Raw genomic sequence first — 19,990 nt, 5'->3', positions numbered from 1 at the left:
TCGTGGGGCGGGGAGTCTGGCGAGGGGCTGCTGACGGCGTTGTGTCAGCAGCGGCGCACGCTCAGGCGCTGTTGCGCACCAGCTGCAGCTGGCCGCGGCCGTGGTCGAGGACGGCGCGGAAGCGGCGCAGGGCGCCGACGCCCAGGAGGCCGCTGGGGAAGCCGGGCATCGGCTGGCGCTGGTAGATGTGGACCGGCACGTCGCGCAGGACCTCGCCGCCGAACGCCAGGGTGCTGACCGTCACCATCCGGCCGGAGGCGACGCCGCCGAGCACCATGCTGCGGGCCGGACGGACTTCCCGCCCGGAGAGCAGGCCCGCCTCTTCGGCCACGTCGTGAGCCAGCACCAGGGCCGAGGAGGCGCCGGTGTCGAGCACCGGCTCGAGCGGCGCGCCCTCGACGCGGACCTGGGCGAGCAGGGCCCGGCCCTTGCGGCGGGCGGGGACGGCGAAGGCGCCGGCCGGCGCCTCGTACGCCTCCGGCTGCACGAAGCGCACGCGCCGGCCCGGGAAGTCGATGTCGGCCACCACCTCGCTCAGCAGGTCCTGGCCGAGCACGAACGGGACCGACAGGCCTAGCCCGCCGGAGATCGGCCCCAGGTCCAGCACCGCCGCCCGCAGCGCCGGCACGGCCAGCCCGCCGACGGCCACGTCCAGGCTGACGCCGCGCCCGAGCTGCGGCTTGCCGCCCACCCCGTAGGCGATCATCGGGGCGGCGAAGGCGCCGGGCAGGCCGAGCTGGGCGGCGAAGGCGGCGTCGATCACCGAGTACTGCGCCCCGCTGTCCACCAGGGCCCGGACCGGCCGGCCGTTGACCGTGGCGTCCACCGTCACCGCGGGGCCCCGCCGGCCGGCGAAGTCGAGCCAGCCGCTGGAGCCTTCCCCGCGGGCGAACTGCGGCTCGGGCCGGCGCCAGAGGATCTGGTCGCGCAGCAGGAAGGCCGCCCCGCCCACGAGGGCGAGGGAGCCGAGCTGGCCTAGGATGGAGCGCCGGGTTCTCAAGCCTCTAGACTTGGACCTTGCGGCCGCCGGGCGCCAGGGGAGGGGGCCGTCAGTCGGCGATGTGGATCAGCATCTTGCCGATGTTCCGCCCCTCGAAGAGGCCGATCAGCCCCTCGGGCGCACGCTCGAAGCCCTCCAGCACCGTCTCCTGGTACTTGATGCGGCCGCTCTTCAGCCACTCGGTCATGTCGGCCTGGAAGGCGGCGTTCAGGTGCGGGAAGTCGGAGGCCACGAAGCCCTCCATCCGCAGCCGGCCGTAGATCATGCTGAACAGGTTCCGCACGCCCTCGCCGCCGCCGTTGTAGGTGGAGATCATCCCGCAGACCGGGATCCGGCCACGCACGTTCATCCGCGGCAGGGCCGCGTCCAGATGCGCGCCGCCGACGTTCTCGAAGTAGACGTCGATGCCGTTGGGGGTGGCCGCCTTCAGCGCCTCGGCGATGGGCTCGGCCTTGTAGTTGATCACCGCATCCAGCCCGACCTCGTCCTTCAGCCAGCGGACCTTGTCGTCCGAGCCGGTGGATCCGACCACATAGCAGCCCTTGATCTTGGCGATCTGGGCGGCGACCGAGCCCACCGCGCCGGCCGCGGTGGAGATGAACACCTGCTCGCCGTCCTTCAGCGCGCCGATCTCCAGGAGGCCGCCATAGGCCGTCAGGCCCGTACCGCCGAGGGCGTGCATGTAGACGGTGAGCGGCAGGTCCGGATCGCGCTTCAGCACCGAGACGCCGCGGCCGTCGGAGACGAACCGCTCGCGGAATCCCGCGCCGTGGCGGACGATGTCGCCCTCCTGGAACTTCGGATTGCGGGAGCGGACCACCCGGCCGATGCCGCCGCCCAGCAGGGGCTGGTCCAGCGGCTGGTCGGCGTCCAGCCGCGGGCGCATGTAGGGGTCCACGGACATGATCAGGGCCGCGACCTCGATCTCGCCCTCGCTGGGCTCGGCCACGTCGGCCTCCACCAGCGCGAAGTCTTCCAGCACCGGCATGCCCTTGGGGCGGCGCACGAGGTGGATCTGGCGGGTGGCGGTCATGGTCGGTCCCTCACTCACTGTGTCGTTCCGCCCAGGCGCGACTCAGGCGGCCGGCTCTGGTCCTAGCTGGCGGGAAAGCCGCCGGCGCGGCTGACGCTGGCGGTGGGCGGCTTGCCCAGCACGCCGGCCATCCATTGGGCGGTCTCGATGAGGGCCGCAAGGTCGTAGCCGGTTTCGAAGCCGGCCCGCTCCAGCATGTAGACCAGGTCCTCGGTGCCGATGTTGCCGGTGGCGTTCGGCGCAAACGGGCAGCCGCCGAGCCCGCCGCAGCTGGCGTCCAGCACGTCGACGCCGGCCTCGACGCTGGCGTAGGCGTTGGCCAGGCCCGTGTTGCGGGTGTCGTGGAAGTGCATGCGCAGGCGCGCGTCCGGCGCCGCCCTGCGCGCCGCCTCGACCCGGCGGCGGACCATCCAGGGATCGGCGACCCCGATGGTGTCGGCCAGCGCGATCTCCGGCACGCCCAGGGCGCCCGCCTCGCGCACCAGGGCTATGACCTGGTCCTCCGGCACCTCGCCGTCGAACGGGCAGCCGAAGGCGACGGAGAGGGTCATGGTGATCGGCGGGCCGCCCTCGGTCTTCCGCCGCGCCACGATGTCCGCGAGCGCCTGCATCTGCTCGGCCGTGGAGGCGCCTTGGTTGCGGATGCCGAAGCCGTCGGTGGCGCAGACCACCACATTGGCTTCGTCGCAGCCGGCCGCCACGCACCGGTCCCAGCCGCGCATGTTGAGCACCAGGCCGATGCGCGAGACCGCATTGCTGGGGGCCAGCTCGGCCATGATCTCCTCGGCGCCGGCCATCTGCGGCACCCGGCGCGGATTGACGAAAGAGACCGTCTCGATCCGCCGCGCGCCCGCGGCCTCGAGCCTGCGGATGAACTCCAGCTTCTGGGGCGTCTCCAGGACGGCGGACTCGTTCTGCAGCCCGTCCCTGGGCCCGACCTCGACGATCTCGATGCGCCGGCTCATGGGGCTCTAACCGGCGAGCGCGGGGCGTAGATGCGCAGGTCCATCTCGTCGCCGTTGGAATAGTCGAGGCCCTGGACGCGGCCGACCAGCGCGGCGCGGGCGCGCAGGATCTCGAGACCGGCCTGGAAGGCGGCCTCCTCGCGTCCCTCGACCACCGCCGGGCGGCCGGCGGCGATCGCCGCGGCGGCGTCGCCCGCATCGCCGAGGTCGGTGGGCGTGCCCAGGGCGAACACCAGGCTGGGCTCGGCGTAGCCGGCCACGGCGACGGGGGCCGGGGCGATGCCCTGGCGCGGCAGCAGCCGGCGCGCGGCGAGCGCTTCCTCGACCTCTCGCGACAGCCACAGCGGCTCGAGCCGGGGCAGGAAGGCGGCGGCCAGGGCCCCGTGCGCCAGGATCGCCAGCGCCCCGGCGGTGAGCAGCGCCCCGCGTACGGCCTTGCGGGCCAGCATGTAGGCCCCCGCGCCGCCGGCGGCGACGAACAGCCCGGCGGCCAGCGCCGCGGCGCCGACGTCGGACGGGTCGCCGTACTCGCTGGCCAGGTAGAAGATCAGTCCTGCGAACAGCGCGCCGGCCAGCAGGCTGACCACCACCCCGCCCCAGCGCCCGACCTTGCCCATCGGCGCCAGCAGGGCCGCCGTCGCCAGCCACGCCAGGCCCCCGAAGCCGGGCAGGGTGTAGTGGACCAGCTTGGTCGGGGCGATCTCGAAGGCCAGCCAGGTGGGGATCACCCAGGCCAGGGCGAAGCGCACCCCCGGCTCGTCGCGGTACTTCCACCCCGCGATCAGCGCCGCCGGCAGGAGCAGCGAGCCGGGGAAGAACAGGAAGGGCGTCAGCAGGGCGTGGTAGCCGGGCGGGCCCCAGTGGCGCTCGTGGCCGCCGACCAGCTTAGGGGCCAGGTCGCCGCCGATCGCGGTCAGCCAGAAGCCGCCGTCGGTGGCCACCGTCACCGCCGCCGACCAGGGCCCGACCACGGCCGCGAACAGGATGACGCCCCAGTCCCAGGCGAGGTTGCGGAACCAGGGCGCCTTGCGGTCCATGATCCACAGGGCCAGCATCGCCAGGCCGACGACCATCAGCCCCACCGGTCCCTTGATCAGCGCCGCCATCGAGACGCCGATCCAGAACATCAGCTTGGTGGGCCAGCCGACCGGTGCTCCCCCGTTGGCCGCCCCGTAGACCCGCGCCAGCGCGGCCATCGCCAGGGTGGTGAAGCCGCACAGCGCCGCGTCCGTCTTGGCGATGAAGGCTTCCGTCGAGAGCAGGATGGAGGCGCCCAGGATCGAGCCGGCGATCATCCCGCCGGGCCGACCGAAGAAGGCCGCCGCGCCCCAGGCGCAGGCCGCCGCCGCCAGCATCGCCCCCAGCAGCGAGGGGATGCGGTAGGCCCAGATCTCCCGCGCCGCCTCGTCGGAGAGCAGGGAGACGCTGGCCGCCTGCATCCAGTGGATGCCCACCGGCTTCTTGAACCTGGGCTCGTCCTGGAAGCGGATCACGACGTAATCGTCGGTCTCCAGCATCTGGGCGGTGGCCTGGGCGAAGCGCGATTCGTCGCGATCCAGGGGCGGGACGGTGAAGACGCCCGGGAGGCCGGCCAGGAAGGCGACCAGCGCCGCCACGGCCATGCCGCGCCATCCGCGGCTCAGCCGCTCCAGGTGTCCCTCCAGACTCATGTGCGGCTTGATAGCACGATCCTTCCGCGGGCCGACTTTTCCGCTATGGAGGGACGATGGCGAACGCCCCCGAAATCTCCGTCGTGGTCCCCGTCTTCGACGAGGAGGGCGCCGCCGCCGCGCTGGCGCGCGAGATCGCGGCCGCCTTTGCGGGCGCCGACTATGAGATGATCTTCGTCGACGACGCCAGCCGCGACGCCACCCGCAAGGTGCTCAGCAAGCTGAAGTCCGAGATCCCGCAGCTGCGCGTGCTGGCCCACCGGGCCAACTCCGGCCAGAGCCGGGCGATCCGCACCGGCGTGCTGGGCGCCCGGGGCGACATCGTCGTCACCCTGGACGGCGACGGCCAGAACGACCCGGCCGACGCGCCGCGGCTGGTGGCGGCGCTGAAGGCCGGCCCGCCGAGCCTGGCGATGGTCGGCGGCGAGCGGGTCAAGCGCCAGGACAGCCAGGCCAAGAAGGTCGCCTCCAAGGTCGGCAACGGCGTGCGCAAGGCGCTCCTGAAGGACCAGGCGAACGACACCGGCTGCGGCCTGAAGGCCTTCCGGCGGGAGGTGTTCCTGAGGCTTCCCTACTTCGACCACATCCACCGCTACCTGCCGGCGCTGATGCTGCGCGAGGGCTACGAGGTGGCCTTCCAGCCGGTGCACCACCGTCACCGCGAGACCGGCCGGTCGAAATACACCAACCTCGGGCGCCTGGTCGCCTCGCTGTCGGACCTGCTGGGCGTCGTGTGGCTGCGCTCGCGGGCGCGGCTGCCGGGCGCAATCGACGAGCTCTAGGTTTCGCGGCATCCTCGCCGGGCGAGGGGAGGGGTTCGATGATCGCTGCGCTGCCGCTGCTGGCCCTGCCGGTGCTGGTCTACAACCTGATCGCGCTGACGGGCGGGGCCGCGGGCCTGACCCTCACCCTGTTCTCGGTCCGCATGGCGTCCGGCGCCGACTGGCCGGTCACGACGGGCGACCTGCTGCTGGCGGCGAGCCTGGTGGTGCTGTTCGTCGAGCTCCTGAAGTCCACCAACAGCCGGCGGGCGGCCATCGTGAACCACGGCCTGTCCATGCTGCTGTTCGTGGTCTGCCTGGTGGAGCTGCTGCTGGCGCCGGCCTTCGCCACCTCGACCTTCTTCCTGATCACCCTGATGGTGCTGCTCGACGTCCTGGCCGGTTTCATCGTCACCATCCTGGCGGCGCGCCGCGACGTCGACTTCGGCGCCGGCGTCGGGCTCTAGGTGAAGGCGGTGAAGATCAGGGCGACGATGAAGACGTCGATCAGGCGGGTGGCGAGCGCGGTCATCGGGAGCCCCGGCGTTGGATTCACCCGCGGTTAAGCAAGACCGGCGCCAAGCCTGATGGCCCTCTTCTTCGACGCCGAATGGTTCGATGCGCGCCTGGCCGAGCGGGGGATCTCCCGCACCGTGCTGGCCGCCGCCGCCGGCATGGCCGAGGCGGACCTGATCTTGGCATTCAAGGACCAGCGCGAGCTCTCCGCGGCCGAGGTGCAGGCCTTCGCCGACGTGTTGGGCGTTCCCGCCGCCGAGGTGGCGAACCGCGCGGGCGTCTCCACCCCCGTCCCGGGCGGCGACCGGATCTCCGAGTTGGAGCGGCGCGTGGCGGCGCTGGAGGCCGAGGTGGCGCGGCTGAAGCGGGGTGACAGGTAGGGCCATGCCGGCCCAACCAGTCACCGATGGCCGCCGGTGACTGGTTGGCCGAAGGCCTACCTGTCACCCTCTGCTCAGATCTCTTTCTTGGTCAGCGCGCCCTTGGGCGTGCGGCGGTCGGCAGAACCGGACCATTTGGTGCGCACATAGGCAGTCTTGGCCGCCTTGAGCACGGGCTCGCCGCCGCGCAGGCCGCGGCGTTCGCCTTCGCCCATCAACTGGACGGCGACCGCGATCTCGGGCTTGGGGGCCGGCGCCGGGGCCTTGGCGATCGGGACCGGCAGGGTCTGGGCCGGCTCGGCCGCCTGGCCGCGCGCCACCAGGGCGCGCTTGGCCCGGCGGATTCGTTCGGCTCTGCGGATCGGGTCGATCGGCGTGGTCATGGCGGCCTCATCCTCACCCGGGCGCGTTAAGAAACGCTCGACCGCGCCCGCCGCCGCATCTTGGCCGCAGGTCCATGCGGCGGCTCAAGAGGCGGGCGGCCCAGCCTGGGCTAGCGCTTGGCCAGCTTCTCGATCTGGGCCTGCATCTCCTCGAGCCGCTTGCGCAGCTCGGCGACGGCGTCCTCCTGCGCAGGCGGGGCCGCCGCCGCCGGCGGAGCCGTCGGCGCCGCCTCGGGCGCCTTGGCGGCGGACGGGGCGTCTTCGGGCCGGGCCGGATAGGCGAAGGGGGTGAACATCTTCATCGCCCGGTCGAACATCTGCATGTTCTGGCGGATCTGCTCGTCGAACGGCCCGCCGCCCTGGCCCAGCTTGGCGAACTGGGCGCGCATCGCCTCCTGCTGCTGGGCGAAACTGGCCAGGCTCATCTCCAGATACGAGGGGAGGAAGGCCTGCATCGAGTTGCCGTAGAAGCCGATCAGCTGCCTGAGGAACTGGATCGGCAGCAGGTTCTCGCCGCGGCTCTCCTCCTCGAAGATGATTTGGGTCAGGACCGTGCGGGTGATGTCCTCGTTGGTCTTGGCGTCGTAGACGACGAAGTCCACGCCCCGCTTCACCATGTCGGAGAGGTGGTCGAGGGTGACGTACGAACTCGAGGCCGTGTTGTAGAGCCGGCGGTTCGCGTACTTCTTGATGACGACCCGTTCGTCGCCCTGGGGTTTGTTTCCGCTGGTGTCGGGCATTTGGCCCCCTTTTCGCGGGCGCCGCGGGCGCGGCTCCGCCTTCTTGCAACGCAGTATCGCTGTTGCGAGCAGAATGGCAATTCTCTTCAAGGTGTAAGCCCGCGGCCTTGCCCTCGGCGCTTCCAGGCCCCTAGATGGCTCTCGACCTTCCTCTCCCAAGGACAGTTCCCATGACCGACGTCGTCATCGTTTCCGCCGCCCGCACCCCGGTCGGCTCGTTCAACGGCGCGCTCGCCTCGCTGCCGGCCCACGAGCTCGGGAAGATCGCCATCAAGGCCGCGGTCGAACGGGCTGGGATCGAGGCGGCCGAGGTGAACGAGGTGGTGCTGGGCCAGGTCCTGCAGGCCGGCGCCGGCCAGGGCCCGGCCCGCCAGGCGGCGGTCAACGCCGGCATCCCGGTGGAGGCGCCCGCCTGGAGCCTCAACCAGCTCTGTGGTTCGGGCCTGCGGGCGGTCGCCCTCGCCGCCCAGCAGATCGCCGACGGCTCGGCCGGGATCGTCGTCGCGGGCGGCCAGGAGAGCATGAGCCAGTCGCCGCACGCGGCCCACCTGCGCTCGGGCCAGAAGATGGGCGACCTGTCGTTCGTCGACACCATGATCAAGGACGGCCTGTGGGACGCCTTCCACGGCTACCACATGGGCCAGACGGCGGAGAACATCGCCGCCCGCTGGCAGATCACCCGCGAAGACCAGGACCGCTTCGCCGTCGCCTCGCAGAACCGCGCCGAGGCGGCCCAGAAGGAGGGCCGGTTCAAGGACGAGATCGCGCCCGTCACCATCAAGGGCCGCAAGGGCGACACGACCGTCGAGAACGACGAATACATCCGCCACGGCGCGACGCTGGAGAGCGTGGCGGGCCTGCGTCCGGCCTTCACCAAGGACGGCACGGTGACCGCCGCCAACGCCTCGGGCATCAACGACGGCGCCGCGGCGCTGGTGCTGATGAGCGCGGCCGAGGCCCAGCGCCGCGGGCTGAAGCCGCTCGCCCGCATCGCGTCCTGGGCTCACGCCGGCGTGGAGCCGGAGATCATGGGCACCGGCCCCATCCCGGCCAGCCGCAAGGCGCTGGAGAAGGCCGGCTGGAACATCGCCGACGTCGACCGGATCGAGTCCAACGAAGCCTTCGCCGCCCAGTCGCTGTGCGTGGTGCGCGACCTGGGCCTGGACCCGGACAAGGTCAACGTCAACGGCGGCGCCATCGCCATCGGCCACCCTATCGGCGCCTCGGGCGCGCGGATCCTCACGACGCTGCTGTACGAGATGCGTCGCTCGAGCGTTCAGAAGGGACTGGCCACCCTCTGCGTCGGCGGAGGCATGGGCGTGGCGATGTGCGTCGAAGCGGTGTGACGCGCCGGGCTCAACCGGCGCGCTCCAGTTAGGGAAGAGGTGACCATGGCGAGGGTGGCGTTTGTCACGGGCGGGACCCGTGGCATCGGGTATGCGATCTGCCAGCGGCTGCAGAACGAGGGGATCCGGGTGGCGGCCGGCTACTCGGGCAACGACGAAGCCGCCCAGGCCTGCGCCCGGGACCTCAAGTGCATGGTCGTCAAGGGCAACGTCGGCAACTTCGAGGACTGCAAGCGGGCCGTCGAGTTGGTCGAGCAGGAGCTCGGGCCCGTCGACATCCTGGTCAACAACGCCGGCATCACCCGCGACGGGGTGTTCCACAAGATGACCCCCGAGCAGTGGAGCGACGTCATCCGCGTGAACATGGACAGCGTGTTCAACATGACCCGCCAGGTGATCGAGGGCATGCGCGACCGAGGCTGGGGCCGGATCATCAACATCTCCTCGATCAACGGCCAGAAGGGCCAGATCGGCCAGACCAACTATTCCGCCGCCAAGGCCGGGATGATCGGCTTCACCAAGGCGCTGGCCCTGGAGAACGCCCGCAAGGGGGTGACGGTGAACTGCATCGCCCCCGGCTACATCGACACTGAGATGGTGCAGGCCGTTCCGGAGAACGTGCTGCAGTCCATCATCAGCCAGATTCCCGTCGGCCGGCTTGGCAAGGGCGAGGAAATCGCCGACATGGTGGCCTTCCTCGCCGGGGAGCACGCCGGGTATGTGACCGGCGCGACACTCTCCCTTAACGGCGGTCAGTACATGGTCGGGTGACGACTTAGGGTGTCCAAAAAGCGCCCTAGTCGCTCGGCAATGGGTAGAACGCCATGGCGAGCGGAGAGACTAGGGTCCTGAGACGGGGCGTCATAGGGTTGGCGTTCCTGACGGCCCTCAGCGGATTCGCCTGGGAGGCGAGTGCGCAACCGAGCTCGCTGCGCGAAAGGCTGCAGCCACGCGGGCCCGCCTTCCGCCGGGACGTCACCCCGCCCATCGGTCGGTATGTGACCGAGGACGGACGCGCGTTCGTCTTTGATCGGAGCACCTCGCGTCCGCTGCTGAAGTTCGAGAACAGCTACGAGGTCTGGGCGCTGCAGCCCCAGGCCGCGCCGCGCGGCGACATCATCTACAAGAACGACCTGGGCCAGCCGGTGCTGCGGGCGACGCGCCTGGGCGGCCTGACCCTGTTCAGCGCCACCCAACCGGGCGGCAGCGCCGCGGCCCTGTCCGGCAATGGGGATCCCCTGCGCCTGCCGACGCTCGGCCCGCAGGCTCTCCTCGAGAAGCTGGCCCAGGCCAGCGCCCGCGCGAGCCGCGCCGCCCGCCGGTTGATCCCCTTCGACGCCGACGCCGATCCGTCCTCCGCCGCGCTGGTGGCCGACGCGGCGATGATCACCGCCGAGGCGGTGGTCCGCATCTCGCGCCGCCCCGACGGCCGCGCGCGCCTGGCGCAGGTCAAGAAGGTGCAGCTGGTGCAGGGAAACCGCGCCGCCGCGACGCTCAACAGCGACGTCATGCGCATCACCGTCGCTCCCGGCCAGGGCCTCGCCGGCCGGCCGTCGTCCGACCGCATCGCCTATGCGGTGGGGGTGCGGTGAGTCCTTGCCTCCCCTTCATGGGGAGGCAAGAGGCTAGCCTTTGAAACCATCCTTCGCCGCGCGCACCGCCGCGAACGCCTCGTGATCCGGCCCCTGGACGCCCAGCGCCGGCGCCAGCAGGGGCGCGCGGAGGAACGGGTTGGTGGCCTTCTCCAGGCCGATGGTGGTGGGCACGGTCGGCTCCCCGCGCTCGCGGGCGGCGAAGATCTCGTCGGCGCGGGCCTTCAGCGCCGGCGCCTGGTCGACGGAGAGCGCGAAGCGGGCGTTGGAGGCGGTGTACTCGTGGGCGCAGTAGACGACCGTCTCGTCGGGCAGGGCGGCCAGCCGCTGCAGGCTGGTCCACATCTGCTCGGCGGTGCCTTCGAACAGCCGCCCGCAGCCCAGGGCGAACAGGGTGTCGCCGACGAAGGCGACTTTGTCGGCCTCGTCGAAGTAGGCGATGTGGCCGAGCGTATGGCCGCCGGAATCGATCACTCGGAAACGCGTGGCCCCGAGCTCGACGACGTCGCCGTCATTGACCTCGCGGTCGAGGGGAGCGATCCGCGTCACCTCCTTCGGGCCCACGATCTGACAGCCGGTGGCGGCCTGGATCTCGGCGTTGCCGCCGGCGTGGTCGGGGTGCCAGTGGGTGTTGAGGATCAGGGCCAGCTTCCAGCCGGTCTTCTCCAGCTCGGCGAGGATCGCCTTGGCGTCGGGTGTGTCGACGCAGGCGGCCAGGCCGCTCTCCCGGTCGCGGACCAGGAAGCCGTAGTTGTCCGAAAGGCATGGGAACTGGTGGACGTCTATGGCCATTGCGCTCGCTCCGCCCATCTGAGGACAAGTTGACGCCCGACGTTTTAGGTTGGGCCCCCGAGCCGAGTCGAGAACAGCCTGTCGAATGCGCCGCGACGTCCTGGAGCTCCGCGAGTTCTACGCCAGCCCCCTGGGCGAGGCGGCGCGCCAGATGGTCGGGCGAAAGGTGTCCGAAGCCTGGGGCGAGACGACCGGCCTCGACATCCTGGGCCTGGGCTACGCCACGCCCTTCGTCGGCTTCTTCCGGCCGGTGGCCCGGCGGGTGGTGGCCGCCATGCCCGCCCAGCAGGGGGTCGAGGTCTGGCCCGCGGGCGAGAAGAACCTCACCTGCCTGGCCGGCGAGGACAGCCTACCCTTCGCCAACGCCCTGTTCGACCGGATCCTGGCGGTGCACGCCCTGGAGGAGAGCCCCGATCCGCTGGCCCTGCTGCGCGAGGTCTGGCGGGTGCTGGCGCCCTCCGGCCGGGTGATCGTGGCCGTCGCGGCGCGCAACGGCCTGTGGGCAAACTCCGAGGCCACCCCGTTCGGACACGGCCGCCCCTACAGCCGCAGCCAGCTGGCCGAGCTGCTGCGCGAGGCCGAGCTGGAGCCGTCCGGCTGGACCCGGGCGCTCTACGTCCCGCCGGTCTCCTGGATGAGCCGCTGGGCGGAGGGGTTCGAGCAGGCCGGCTCGCGCGTCTGGCCCAAGTTCGCCGGCGTCGTCCTCACCGAGGCCGTCAAGCAGACCTTCGCGGTCAAGCCCAAGGGCGCCCGCGCCCGGGTGCGCATCGCCCCGCCGGTCCTGACGCCGGCGCCGGCCGGTCCGCGGGTGCTGGTGGAGCCCCGCGCCGGCGCCCCCCTTGGAGCGGGTGAAACTTCGCCCTAGCTTGCAGATTGATGTGTGCCCGCGCGATGCGGGCGAGACGGACGTATCGGAGACCTCCCGCATGAAGATGATCGTCGCGGTCATCAAGCCCAGCCGCCTCGACGCCGTGCTCGAGGCCGTCACCGAGGCCGGCGCCTCGGGCCTCACCGTCACCGAGGTCCGCGGCTACGGCCGGCAGCGGGGCAAGACCGAGGTCTACCGGGGCGCCGAGTACGAGGTGAAGCTGCTGCCGAAGGTGAAGCTGGAGATCGCCGTGCCCTCCGATATCGCCGACCGGGTGGTCGAGGCGGTCGCCAAGACCGCCAACACCGGCAAGATCGGCGATGGCAAGGTGTTCGTTCTGGACCTGGAGCAGGCCATGCGCATCCGCACCGGCGACAGGGACGCGGCCGCCATCGCTGGGTGAGGAGCGGCGCCTTGCGCTAGGCAAGGCGGCGATCGATCCGGGGGATCGATCGCAGCGACGAACGCCCGGAGCGCAAGCGTAGGGCCGGGCGCCTTTCCTCCCCTTCAGGGGAGGGTGGCCCGGAGCTCAGCGACGGGAAGGGGGGGAGTCCCGGCCAGGGCTTCGCAGTTCGACACTCCCCCACCCCGCGATGCCTCGCATCGTCGGCCCTCCCCTGAAGGGGAGGGAAGGAGATCACCCGAACAGATCCGCCTTGTCGGCCTTAGGCGCCGGCGCGTCCGCCCGCCGGCGGCTGAGCAGGAACAGCGCCTGTTCGGACCGCCAGTTCTCCACCGGCTTCCAGGGATCGATCGGCCGGGCGGGGCGCCCTTGCGCGAAGGCCGAGCAGGCGTCGACGCGCAGGTCGAGGTCCTCGCAAAGGTCGGTGAAGTCGCGCAGGGTGCACAGGTGGATGTTGGGGGTGGAGTACCAGGGCTCGGGCAGGGCGCCGGTCTCCGGCATCCGGCCGGTGGTCATCAGCGCCCAGCGCACCCGCCAGTGGCCGAAGTTCGGCACCGAGACGACGGCCCGCTCGGCGATGCGCAGCAGTTCGGCCAGCACGTGCTTGGGTTCGCGCATCTGCTGCAGGGTCTTCGACAGGATCGCGTAGTCGAAGGCCCTGGTGGGGAAGTGGTCGAGGTCGCGGTCGCCATCGCCCTGCACGACGGCCAGGCCCTTCTTCAGGCAGGCGGCGACGCCCTCCTGGCTGATCTCCAGCCCCTGGCCGTCGACCCCCTTCTCGCGGGCCAGGAGCTCCAGCAGCTCGCCCTCGCCGCAGCCCACGTCGAGCACGCGCGAGCCGGGCCGCACCAGCCGCAGGATCTCGCGGAAATCCTCGCGCAGGCCGTTCACGAAAGGCCCCGCGCCTCGGCCTGGGCGTTGAGGAAGCCGCGCAGAGTGGCGTCCAACTGCGGCTCGTCGAGGAAGAAGGCGTCGTGGCCCTTGTCGGTCTCGATCTCCACGAAGCTGGCCCGGCAGCCGGCGGCGTTCAGCGCGCGCACGACGTCGCGGCTCTCGGCCGTCGGGTAGAGCCAGTCGGAGGAGAAGGAGAGCACGCAGAACTTCACGTGCCGGGCCCGCTCGAAGGCCCGCGCGAGCTGGCCGTCGAAGCTGGCGGCCAGGTCGAAATAGTCCAAGGCGCGGGTGATGTAGAGGTAGGAGTTGGCGTCGAACCGGTCCACGAACGCGGCCCCCTGGTGGCGCAGGTAGCTCTCCACCTGGAAGTCGGCGTCGAAGCCCCAGGACAGCCCGTCCCGCTGCAGCTCGCGGCCGAACTTGCGCTGCAGCGCCGCCTCGGAGAGGTAGGTGATGTGCGCGGCCATGCGCGCGACCGCCAGCCCCTTCTCCGGCCGCACGCCGTGAGAGAGGTAGTCGCCGCCCCGCCAGTCGGGGTCGGCCATGATCGCCTGCCGGCCGACCTCGTGGAAGGCGATGTTCTGGGCCGAGTGGCGCGCCGCCGCGGCGATGCACACCGCCGAGAACAGCTTCTCCGGATAGTCCGAGGCCCAGCGCAGCACCTGCATGCCGCCCATGGAGCCGCCCACCGCCGCGAACAGGGTCTCGATGCCCAGCGCCTCGATCAGCATCGCCTGGGCGCGGACCATGTCGGCGATGGTGATCATCGGGAAGGTCAGCCCGTAGGGCTTGCCCGTCGCCGCGTCGATCGAGGAGGGACCGGTCGAGCCCATGCAGCCGCCGATGACGTTGGTGCAGATGATGAAGTAGCGGGCCGGGTCGAGCGGCAGGCCGGGCCCGATCACCCGGTCCCACCAGCCGGGCTTGCCGGTCACCGGGTGCACCGAGGCGGCGTGCTGGTCGCCGGTCAGCGCATGGCAGACCAGAACGGCGTTGGACTTGTCGGCGTTCAGCGCCCCATAGGTCTTGTAGGCGATCTCCAGCGAGGCCAGCACGCCGCCGCCGTCCAGGCGCAACGGCTTGTCGGCGGGAAAGCGCATCACGCCTCCGCCGGTCAGCAAGCCGCCGTTGACCGAGCCGGTATCGTCCATGGCCGCGTTGGAGCCTCGATCGTATGCGCAGTCAACCGCTTCGCGCGGGCGCGAGCTTTAGCTAAGACCTCGCCCATGAGGATGCGATGGACCGCCTGATTCTCTTTCGCCACGGGGACGCCGAGCGGCAATCGGCCAGCGGCGAGGACTTCGACCGGCGGCTGACGTCGACGGGACGGCGCGAGTCCCTGGAGACTGGCGAGAACCTGGCCCACCTGGGCTTTGCGCCGGACGTGACGCTGGTCTCCGGCGCCGCGCGCGCCCGCGAGACCTGGGCGTCGGCCCAGCCGGCCCTGCCGTGCCGCGAGGTGCGCTTCGACGACCGGCTCTACCTGGCCGAGGCCCCGGTGATCCGCGAGGCGGCCGAGACCGCTGGGGAGGCGGCCCGCACGGTGATGGTGGTCGGGCACAATCCCGGGCTCCAGGAACTGATCGTCGGCCTGCTGATCGAGGGGGCTTCGGCGCCCCAGCTGATCGCCCGGGCGAAGGCCGGCTTCCCGACCGGCGCGGCGGCCGTCTTCCTGATCGACGCCAACGGCCGCCCGGCCTTCGACGGCCTCCTGCTGCCGAGCGGCCGGAGCCGCTGATGCGGGTCTACAAGATTCTCGCCCGCGCCGAATGGGAGGCCGCCTGCGCGGCCGGCCGCTATGAGGGCTCGGCCGTCGACCTGAAGGACGGCTTCATCCATCTCTCCACCGCCGCCCAGGCGCCCGAGACCGCCCGCCGCCACTTCGCGGGGCAGGCGGGGCTGGTCGTCGTGGAACTGGAGACCGACGACCTCGGCCCCGCCCTGAAATGGGAGCCCTCCCGCGGCGGCGACCTTTTCCCCCACATCTACGGTCCGCTGGACCCGGCCAAGGCGCTCTCGGTCCGCGACGCCGCGCTGGGCGAGGACGGCGTCCCGAATCTGGGGCCGCTGACATGATCCACGACCTGGCGACCCGCGTGCTGCACCGCTACGAGCCGGAGCGGGCGCACGAGATGACCATCAAGGCGCTGAAGGCGGGGCTGGGGCCGAAGGCGGGGCCGAGATTCGATCCGGTGCTGGAGACGACGCTGGCCGGCATCCGCCTGCCCAACCCCATCGGCCTGGCCCCCGGGTTCGACAAGAACGCCGAGGTGTTCGGACCCATGCTGCGGGCCGGCTTCGGCTTCGTGGAGGCCGGGACGGTGACTCCGAAGGCCCAGGAGGGGAACCCCAGGCCTCGCCTGTTCCGGCTCGCCGAAGACCGGGCGGTGATCAACCGCATGGGCTTCAACAACGAGGGACTGGAGCCGTTCGCCGAGCGGCTGGCCCGGCGCGGACGCGGCGTCGTGGGGGCCAACATCGGGGCCAACAAGGACTCCGAGGACCGCATCGCCGACTATGTGGCGGGCCTCACCCGCCTGTGGGGCCTGTGCGACTACTTCACCATCAACATCTCCTCGCCCAACACCCCCGGGCTTCGGGCGCTGCAGACCAAGGACGCCCTCGAGGAGCTGCTGGGGCGGATCTCGGAGGCCAGGGCCCAGCTGCCGGCGCGCGGCCGGGTCCCGGTGTTCCTCAAGGTCGCGCCGGACCTCGACGACGCCGAAATCGAGGCGATCGTCGAGACCGCGGTGGCCGAGGAGCTTGCGGCCATCATCGTCTCCAACACCACCCTCTCGCGGCCGGCCCTGCGCTCGGCGCACGCGGGCGAGGCCGGCGGCCTGTCCGGCGCGCCGCTGTTCGAGCTCTCCACCCAGGTGCTGCGCCAGTTCCACGCCGCGGCGGAGGGACGGATCGCCCTCATCGGGGCCGGGGGCGTCGGATCGGGCGAGGCCGCCTACGCCAAGATCCGGGCCGGCGCCTCGGCCGTGCAGCTCTACTCCGCCCTCGTCTACCAGGGCCCGGGCCTGGTCGGGCGGATCGCCAGGGATCTGGCGGCCCGCCTGAAGGCGGACGGCTTCCTTTCCGTGGCCGAGGCTGTAGCGTCGGGATAGCCGTCGCCGATGGCGGCTCGCGCCAAGGCTGCGCCGCGTTGCCGCCAAAGCGTTAGTGCAGTAACGGGTTCGTCATGGCGGACGCCCCCTCGCCGAAGGAGCCGACCAGGCCGCACCGGCGCCGCTTCTATTGGCCAGGCGGCCTGTCCGCGCGCCTGCTGATCCTCACCGCGCTGTTCGTGGCGTTCGGCGGCCTGCTGGTCGTGCCGCCGGCGCTGGCCGCCTTCGAGGAGCAGTGGCTGCTGGAGCGCGTCCGGGCCGCCGAAATGGCGGCGCTCGCCGCCGACGTGGCGCGCGGACAGGTGACGGTGCAGCACCGCACCCAGCTGTTGCGCGCCGCCGGCATCGAGCGGGTGGCGACCCAGGACCCGGACGGGGTGCGCCGGCTGGTGCTGGGCGGCGGGCGGGCGCTGGAGAACCCCTACCTCGTGGACCTGCGCGAGCAAGCGGTCGGCTCGTGGCTGGCCGCGCCCTTCCAGACCCTGACCGCCCCGCAGGACGCCAGCGTGCGCGTGCTGGCCGAGCCGCGGCAGATGCAGGTGGATTTCATCGAGGTGGTGGCGCCGCACGCGGCCCTGAAGGCCGAGCTGCAGAACTACCTCGGCCGCCTGCTGTTGATCGTGCTGTTCGTGTCGGGCACGGCCGGCGTCTTCGTCTACTTCACGCTGAACTTCTTCCTCGTCCGCCCCATGCAGCGGATCACCCGGGCCATGGAGCGGTTCCGGGCCGATCCGGAGGATCCGGCCGCCCACGTGGAGCTGTCCGGGCGGCGGGACGAGATCGGCCGGGCCGAAGCCGAGCTCGATCGCATGCAGGCCGACCTGCGCGCGGCGCTGAACTCGCGCGCCCGGCTGGCCGCCCTCGGCGAGGCGGTGGCCAAGATCAACCACGACCTGCGCAACATGCTGACCAGCGCTCAGATCGCCTCCGAGCGGCTGGCGGCGCTGGACGACCCCAAGGTCAGCCAGGCGCTCCCCAGGCTCGAGCGGGCCCTCGACCGGGCCGTGAAGCTCGCCTCGGACGTGCTGACCTACGGGAAGACCGAGGAGCCGGCGCCGGACGCCCGGCCGCTGGCGCTGCTGCCGGCGCTGGAGACGGCGGCCGAGGACGCGCGGCTGTCGGATCAGGGGGTTCGGCTGGTCGCCGAAGTCGACCCGGCCGACCAGGTCCGCGCCGACCCGGACCAGCTGCACCGGATCCTCGTCAACCTGATGCGCAACGCCCGCGAGGCGATCGAGGCCCAGGAGGGCCGCAAGGGCCCCGGCCATGTCCGCGTCTCGCTCGCCGAGGCCGAGGGGATCAGCCGCGTCCGCCTGGCCGACAACGGCCCGGGGCTGTCGGAGCGGGCCCGGACGCGACTGTTCGAGCCGTTCGCCGGCTCCTCTCGCCCGGGCGGCGCGGGCCTGGGCCTGGCCATCGCCCGCGAGCTCGCCGAGAAGCACGGCGGCGCCCTCACCCTGGCCGAGACCGGCCCCGCCGGCACGACCTTCGAACTCCAGCTCCCCGGCGCGCCCGGCCGCCTGCGCCCCCGCCGCCGCGCGCCGGCCAAGGCCAAGGGAGAGTAACGGCGCGGCGGCCCTTTCCTCCCCTGCGAAGCGGGGGAGGGGGCGAGCCGCCGGCGCGGAGGTTGGGGAGAGTGCGGATTGGAGCGGCGGCCAGCGCCGCGCCTGTGGCTTGCCCTTTCCACCACCCGCTCTTCGCTGGCGCTCGGCGGGCGGTCCCCCTTTCCCATGAATGGGAAAGGAAGGGCTCTAGAACCCCTTCGCCACGCCCTCGCGGCGGGGATCGGCGCCGCCGATCAGGCCGGCCGGGGTCGCCTGGACGCCGTGCAGGCCCGAGCCCTCGGCCGCGCCGCCGCCGCGCAGGGTGACGCCCTTGGCGGCGAGGCCCTCGACGACCTCGGGCGAAAACTTGTCGACCTCTGCGCCGTAGGTCTCGCCCCGGGCGATCAGGTTCGGAAGGTCGATCGCCTGCTGCACCGGCAGCTCCCAGTCGAGCACGCCGACCAGGGTCTTGAGGTTGTAGGCCAGGATGGCCGGCCCGCCCGGCGAGCCGGCGGCCAGCACGAAGCGCCGGTCCTTGTCCAGCACGATGGCCGGGGCCATCGACGAGCGGGGCCGCTTGCCGGGGGCCACCGAATTCGCCGCCGGGGCGCCGTCGCGCGTGCGCGGCGAGAACGAGAAGTCGGTCAGCTGGTTATTCAGGAAGAAGCCGCCGACCATCCGCCCGGAGCCGAACACGCTCTCCACCGTCGTGGTCATGGAGACCGCGTTGCCGGCGGCGTCGACGACGACGAAGTGCGAGGTGCCGGCCGGCTCCAGCGTGGCGTCGGCGGCGAGGGCCGGCGCTCCCTTGGGCTGTCCGGGCGCGGGCGCCGGGCCGGCCCGCTCCCCGATCAGCGCCGCGCGCTCGGCCAGATAGTCCTTGGCCAGCAGCCCCTCGACCGGCACCTGCACGAAGGCCGGATCGCCGATGTAGCGGTCGCGGTCGGCGTACATCAGCCGGCTGGCCTGGCTCAGCAGGTACCAGGCCTCGGCGTCGGCCGGGCCGAAGTCGGCGATCTTCGTCCGCTCGAGGATGCCCAGGCCCTCCAGCACCGCCGGTCCGCCGGACGGGGCGTCCGGCGTGCAGACGATGAAGACGCGGTAGGGGCGGCAGAGCGCCGGCCCGGCCTTGGGCCGGTAGGCCTTGAGGTCCGCCAGGGTCATGGTCCCGGGGCGCGGGCCCTCGGCGACCTTGGCCACGATCGCCTCGGCGATGGCGCCCTCAAGCAGCGCCTTCGGCCCCTCGGCGGCGATCTTGCGGACGGTCTCGGCGTAGGCCGGGTTGCGCCAGGTCTCGCCGGCCTGGACCTTGGTTCCGTCGGGCTTGGTGAAATAGGTCCGGGCGTCGGGCGTGCCGGCCTGCGGCGCGGGCGAGGCGGCCGCCGCAGCCATGCGGCGGGGAACGGGGAAGCCCTGGTCGGCCAGCCGCTCGGCTTCGCCGAACAGATCCTTCCACGGCAGCTTGCCGTGACGGTCGTGGGCCATCGCCAGCATGGCGACCGCGCCGGGCACGCCGGTGGAGCGGCCGGAGAGGACCGCGTCCCGGAAGTTCAGCGGCTTGCCGGCCTCGTCGAGGAACATGTCGGGGCTGGCGCCGGCCGGGGCGACCTCGCGTCCGTCGAAGGCGGTCACCTGCCGGGTGCGGGCGTCGTAGTAGGTCATGAAGGCGCCGCCGCCGAGGCCCGAGCTCTGCGGCTCGACCAGCCCCAGCACCGCCTGCACGGCGATGGCCGCGTCCACCGCCGAGCCGCCGGCTTGCAGAACCTTCAGCCCCGCCTCCACCGCCATCGGGTTGGCGGCGGCGACCATGGCCCGCGGGCCCGGGGCGGCGGCCTCGGTCGGCGCGCCCGCCGGCTTGGGCGCGCCGGCGCAGGCGGCGAGCGTCAGGGCCAGGGCGGCGGCGAGCAGGCGGGGCAAGCGGATCAAGGACGAACTCCGGAGTGGGGACGGGGCGACAATAGCTGTGCAGGCGTGGACAACAATCGCCGCC

22 protein-coding genes are annotated in these 19,990 nt (G+C 72.1%); 12 read left to right on the top strand and 10 right to left on the bottom strand.

The window, feature by feature from the left end; translation table 11 throughout:
- Window positions 1-61: 61 nt before the first annotated feature.
- The 4 genes from ACFSC0_RS05215 to ACFSC0_RS05200 all read right to left on the bottom strand — a co-directional run bounded on the left by ACFSC0_RS05215 (window position 62) and on the right by ACFSC0_RS05200 (window position 4,668).
- The gene (locus ACFSC0_RS05215) at window positions 62-1,000 is read right to left on the bottom strand and encodes an aspartyl protease family protein (RefSeq protein WP_377282686.1); all 939 of its coding nucleotides are present in this window, start codon (window positions 998-1,000) and stop codon (window positions 62-64) included.
- Between the two features lie 49 nt (window positions 1,001-1,049).
- Window positions 1,050-2,033, bottom strand: coding sequence for an NADP-dependent oxidoreductase (locus tag ACFSC0_RS05210; protein ID WP_377282687.1), 984 nt, complete (start codon window positions 2,031-2,033; stop codon window positions 1,050-1,052).
- Between the two features lie 62 nt (window positions 2,034-2,095).
- Window positions 2,096-2,998, bottom strand: a complete 903-nt coding sequence (locus ACFSC0_RS05205; RefSeq protein WP_377282688.1) for a hydroxymethylglutaryl-CoA lyase — start codon at window positions 2,996-2,998, stop codon at window positions 2,096-2,098.
- Window positions 2,995-4,668: an ArnT family glycosyltransferase gene (locus tag ACFSC0_RS05200; RefSeq protein WP_377282689.1), complete on the bottom strand. Its 1,674-nt coding sequence runs from the start codon at window positions 4,666-4,668 to the stop codon at window positions 2,995-2,997. The genes ACFSC0_RS05205 and ACFSC0_RS05200 overlap by 4 nt, the downstream gene beginning before the upstream one ends.
- Before the next feature lie 56 nt (window positions 4,669-4,724).
- On the opposite strand from ACFSC0_RS05200, the gene ACFSC0_RS05195 reads away from it, so the two are divergent.
- From ACFSC0_RS05195 to ACFSC0_RS05185, 3 genes are all read left to right on the top strand, one after another.
- Window positions 4,725-5,450: a glycosyltransferase family 2 protein gene (locus ACFSC0_RS05195; RefSeq protein ID WP_377282690.1), complete on the top strand. Its 726-nt coding sequence runs from the start codon at window positions 4,725-4,727 to the stop codon at window positions 5,448-5,450.
- Window positions 5,451-5,488: 38 nt separating this feature from the next.
- Window positions 5,489-5,896: a hypothetical protein gene (locus ACFSC0_RS05190; protein WP_377282691.1), complete on the top strand. Its 408-nt coding sequence runs from the start codon at window positions 5,489-5,491 to the stop codon at window positions 5,894-5,896.
- 120 nt (window positions 5,897-6,016) lie between these two features.
- A complete protein-coding gene (locus ACFSC0_RS05185; protein WP_377282692.1) occupies window positions 6,017-6,325 on the top strand; it encodes a DNA-binding protein in 309 nt (102 codons plus the stop codon).
- 74 nt (window positions 6,326-6,399) lie between these two features.
- Here the strand turns inward: ACFSC0_RS05185 and ACFSC0_RS05180 are convergent, their stop codons facing one another.
- Both ACFSC0_RS05180 and phaR read right to left on the bottom strand, forming a co-directional pair.
- Entirely contained in the window at window positions 6,400-6,708 is a 309-nt protein-coding gene (locus ACFSC0_RS05180) for a hypothetical protein (RefSeq protein ID WP_377282693.1), read from the bottom strand.
- A gap of 110 nt (window positions 6,709-6,818) precedes the next feature.
- Window positions 6,819-7,448 carry a polyhydroxyalkanoate synthesis repressor PhaR gene (phaR, locus tag ACFSC0_RS05175; RefSeq protein ID WP_377282694.1) on the bottom strand — a complete coding sequence of 210 codons (630 nt, stop codon included), beginning with the start codon at window positions 7,446-7,448 and terminating at the stop codon, window positions 6,819-6,821.
- 170 nt (window positions 7,449-7,618) lie between these two features.
- On the opposite strand from phaR, the gene ACFSC0_RS05170 reads away from it, so the two are divergent.
- From ACFSC0_RS05170 to ACFSC0_RS05160, 3 genes are read left to right on the top strand one after another with little or no spacing between them, the layout of a single operon-like run.
- A complete protein-coding gene (locus tag ACFSC0_RS05170) occupies window positions 7,619-8,794 on the top strand; it encodes an acetyl-CoA C-acetyltransferase (RefSeq protein ID WP_377282695.1) in 1,176 nt (391 codons plus the stop codon).
- Window positions 8,795-8,839: 45 nt separating this feature from the next.
- Window positions 8,840-9,565, top strand: a complete 726-nt coding sequence (gene phbB, locus ACFSC0_RS05165; RefSeq protein ID WP_377282696.1) for a beta-ketoacyl-ACP reductase — start codon at window positions 8,840-8,842, stop codon at window positions 9,563-9,565.
- Window positions 9,566-9,618: 53 nt separating this feature from the next.
- Window positions 9,619-10,386, top strand: coding sequence for a DUF4908 domain-containing protein (locus ACFSC0_RS05160; RefSeq protein WP_377282697.1), 768 nt, complete (start codon window positions 9,619-9,621; stop codon window positions 10,384-10,386).
- A gap of 33 nt (window positions 10,387-10,419) precedes the next feature.
- Here the strand turns inward: ACFSC0_RS05160 and gloB are convergent, their stop codons facing one another.
- The gene (gene gloB / locus ACFSC0_RS05155; RefSeq protein WP_377282698.1) at window positions 10,420-11,178 is read right to left on the bottom strand and encodes a hydroxyacylglutathione hydrolase; all 759 of its coding nucleotides are present in this window, start codon (window positions 11,176-11,178) and stop codon (window positions 10,420-10,422) included.
- Between the two features lie 85 nt (window positions 11,179-11,263).
- On the opposite strand from gloB, the gene ACFSC0_RS05150 reads away from it, so the two are divergent.
- Window positions 11,264-12,043, top strand: a complete 780-nt coding sequence (locus tag ACFSC0_RS05150) for a class I SAM-dependent methyltransferase (RefSeq protein WP_377282699.1) — start codon at window positions 11,264-11,266, stop codon at window positions 12,041-12,043.
- Window positions 12,044-12,104: 61 nt separating this feature from the next.
- A complete protein-coding gene (locus ACFSC0_RS05145; RefSeq protein ID WP_377282700.1) occupies window positions 12,105-12,449 on the top strand; it encodes a P-II family nitrogen regulator in 345 nt (114 codons plus the stop codon).
- 234 nt (window positions 12,450-12,683) lie between these two features.
- Here the strand turns inward: ACFSC0_RS05145 and metW are convergent, their stop codons facing one another.
- Window positions 12,684-13,340 (bottom strand): methionine biosynthesis protein MetW, encoded by a 657-nt coding sequence (gene metW, locus ACFSC0_RS05140; RefSeq protein WP_377282701.1) that lies wholly within the window; start codon window positions 13,338-13,340, stop codon window positions 12,684-12,686.
- Window positions 13,337-14,494, bottom strand: coding sequence for a homoserine O-acetyltransferase MetX (gene metX / locus ACFSC0_RS05135; RefSeq protein ID WP_377282702.1), 1,158 nt, complete (start codon window positions 14,492-14,494; stop codon window positions 13,337-13,339). Before metX ends, metW begins: the two co-directional genes overlap by 4 nt.
- An 86-nt stretch (window positions 14,495-14,580) precedes the next feature.
- Here metX and ACFSC0_RS05130 point away from each other — a divergent pair, with 86 nt between their 5' ends.
- The 4 genes from ACFSC0_RS05130 (at window position 14,581) to ACFSC0_RS05115 (ending at window position 18,021) form a co-directional block, all read left to right on the top strand.
- Window positions 14,581-15,081: a SixA phosphatase family protein gene (locus tag ACFSC0_RS05130; protein ID WP_377282703.1), complete on the top strand. Its 501-nt coding sequence runs from the start codon at window positions 14,581-14,583 to the stop codon at window positions 15,079-15,081.
- The gene (locus tag ACFSC0_RS05125; protein WP_377282721.1) at window positions 15,078-15,419 is read left to right on the top strand and encodes a DUF952 domain-containing protein; all 342 of its coding nucleotides are present in this window, start codon (window positions 15,078-15,080) and stop codon (window positions 15,417-15,419) included. Before ACFSC0_RS05130 ends, ACFSC0_RS05125 begins: the two co-directional genes overlap by 4 nt.
- The gene (locus tag ACFSC0_RS05120; RefSeq protein WP_377282704.1) at window positions 15,416-16,456 is read left to right on the top strand and encodes a quinone-dependent dihydroorotate dehydrogenase; all 1,041 of its coding nucleotides are present in this window, start codon (window positions 15,416-15,418) and stop codon (window positions 16,454-16,456) included. Before ACFSC0_RS05125 ends, ACFSC0_RS05120 begins: the two co-directional genes overlap by 4 nt.
- A 74-nt stretch (window positions 16,457-16,530) precedes the next feature.
- Window positions 16,531-18,021, top strand: coding sequence for a sensor histidine kinase (locus tag ACFSC0_RS05115; protein WP_377282705.1), 1,491 nt, complete (start codon window positions 16,531-16,533; stop codon window positions 18,019-18,021).
- Between the two features lie 186 nt (window positions 18,022-18,207).
- Here the strand turns inward: ACFSC0_RS05115 and ggt are convergent, their stop codons facing one another.
- Window positions 18,208-19,926, bottom strand: coding sequence for a gamma-glutamyltransferase (gene ggt / locus ACFSC0_RS05110; RefSeq protein WP_377282706.1), 1,719 nt, complete (start codon window positions 19,924-19,926; stop codon window positions 18,208-18,210).
- Window positions 19,927-19,990 lie beyond the last annotated feature (64 nt).

The sequence above is a fragment of the Phenylobacterium terrae genome (genome assembly GCF_042681205.1).
Taxonomy (GTDB): domain Bacteria; phylum Pseudomonadota; class Alphaproteobacteria; order Caulobacterales; family Caulobacteraceae; genus Phenylobacterium; species Phenylobacterium terrae.
This window is presented reverse-complemented; position numbering and strand designations above follow the sequence as displayed.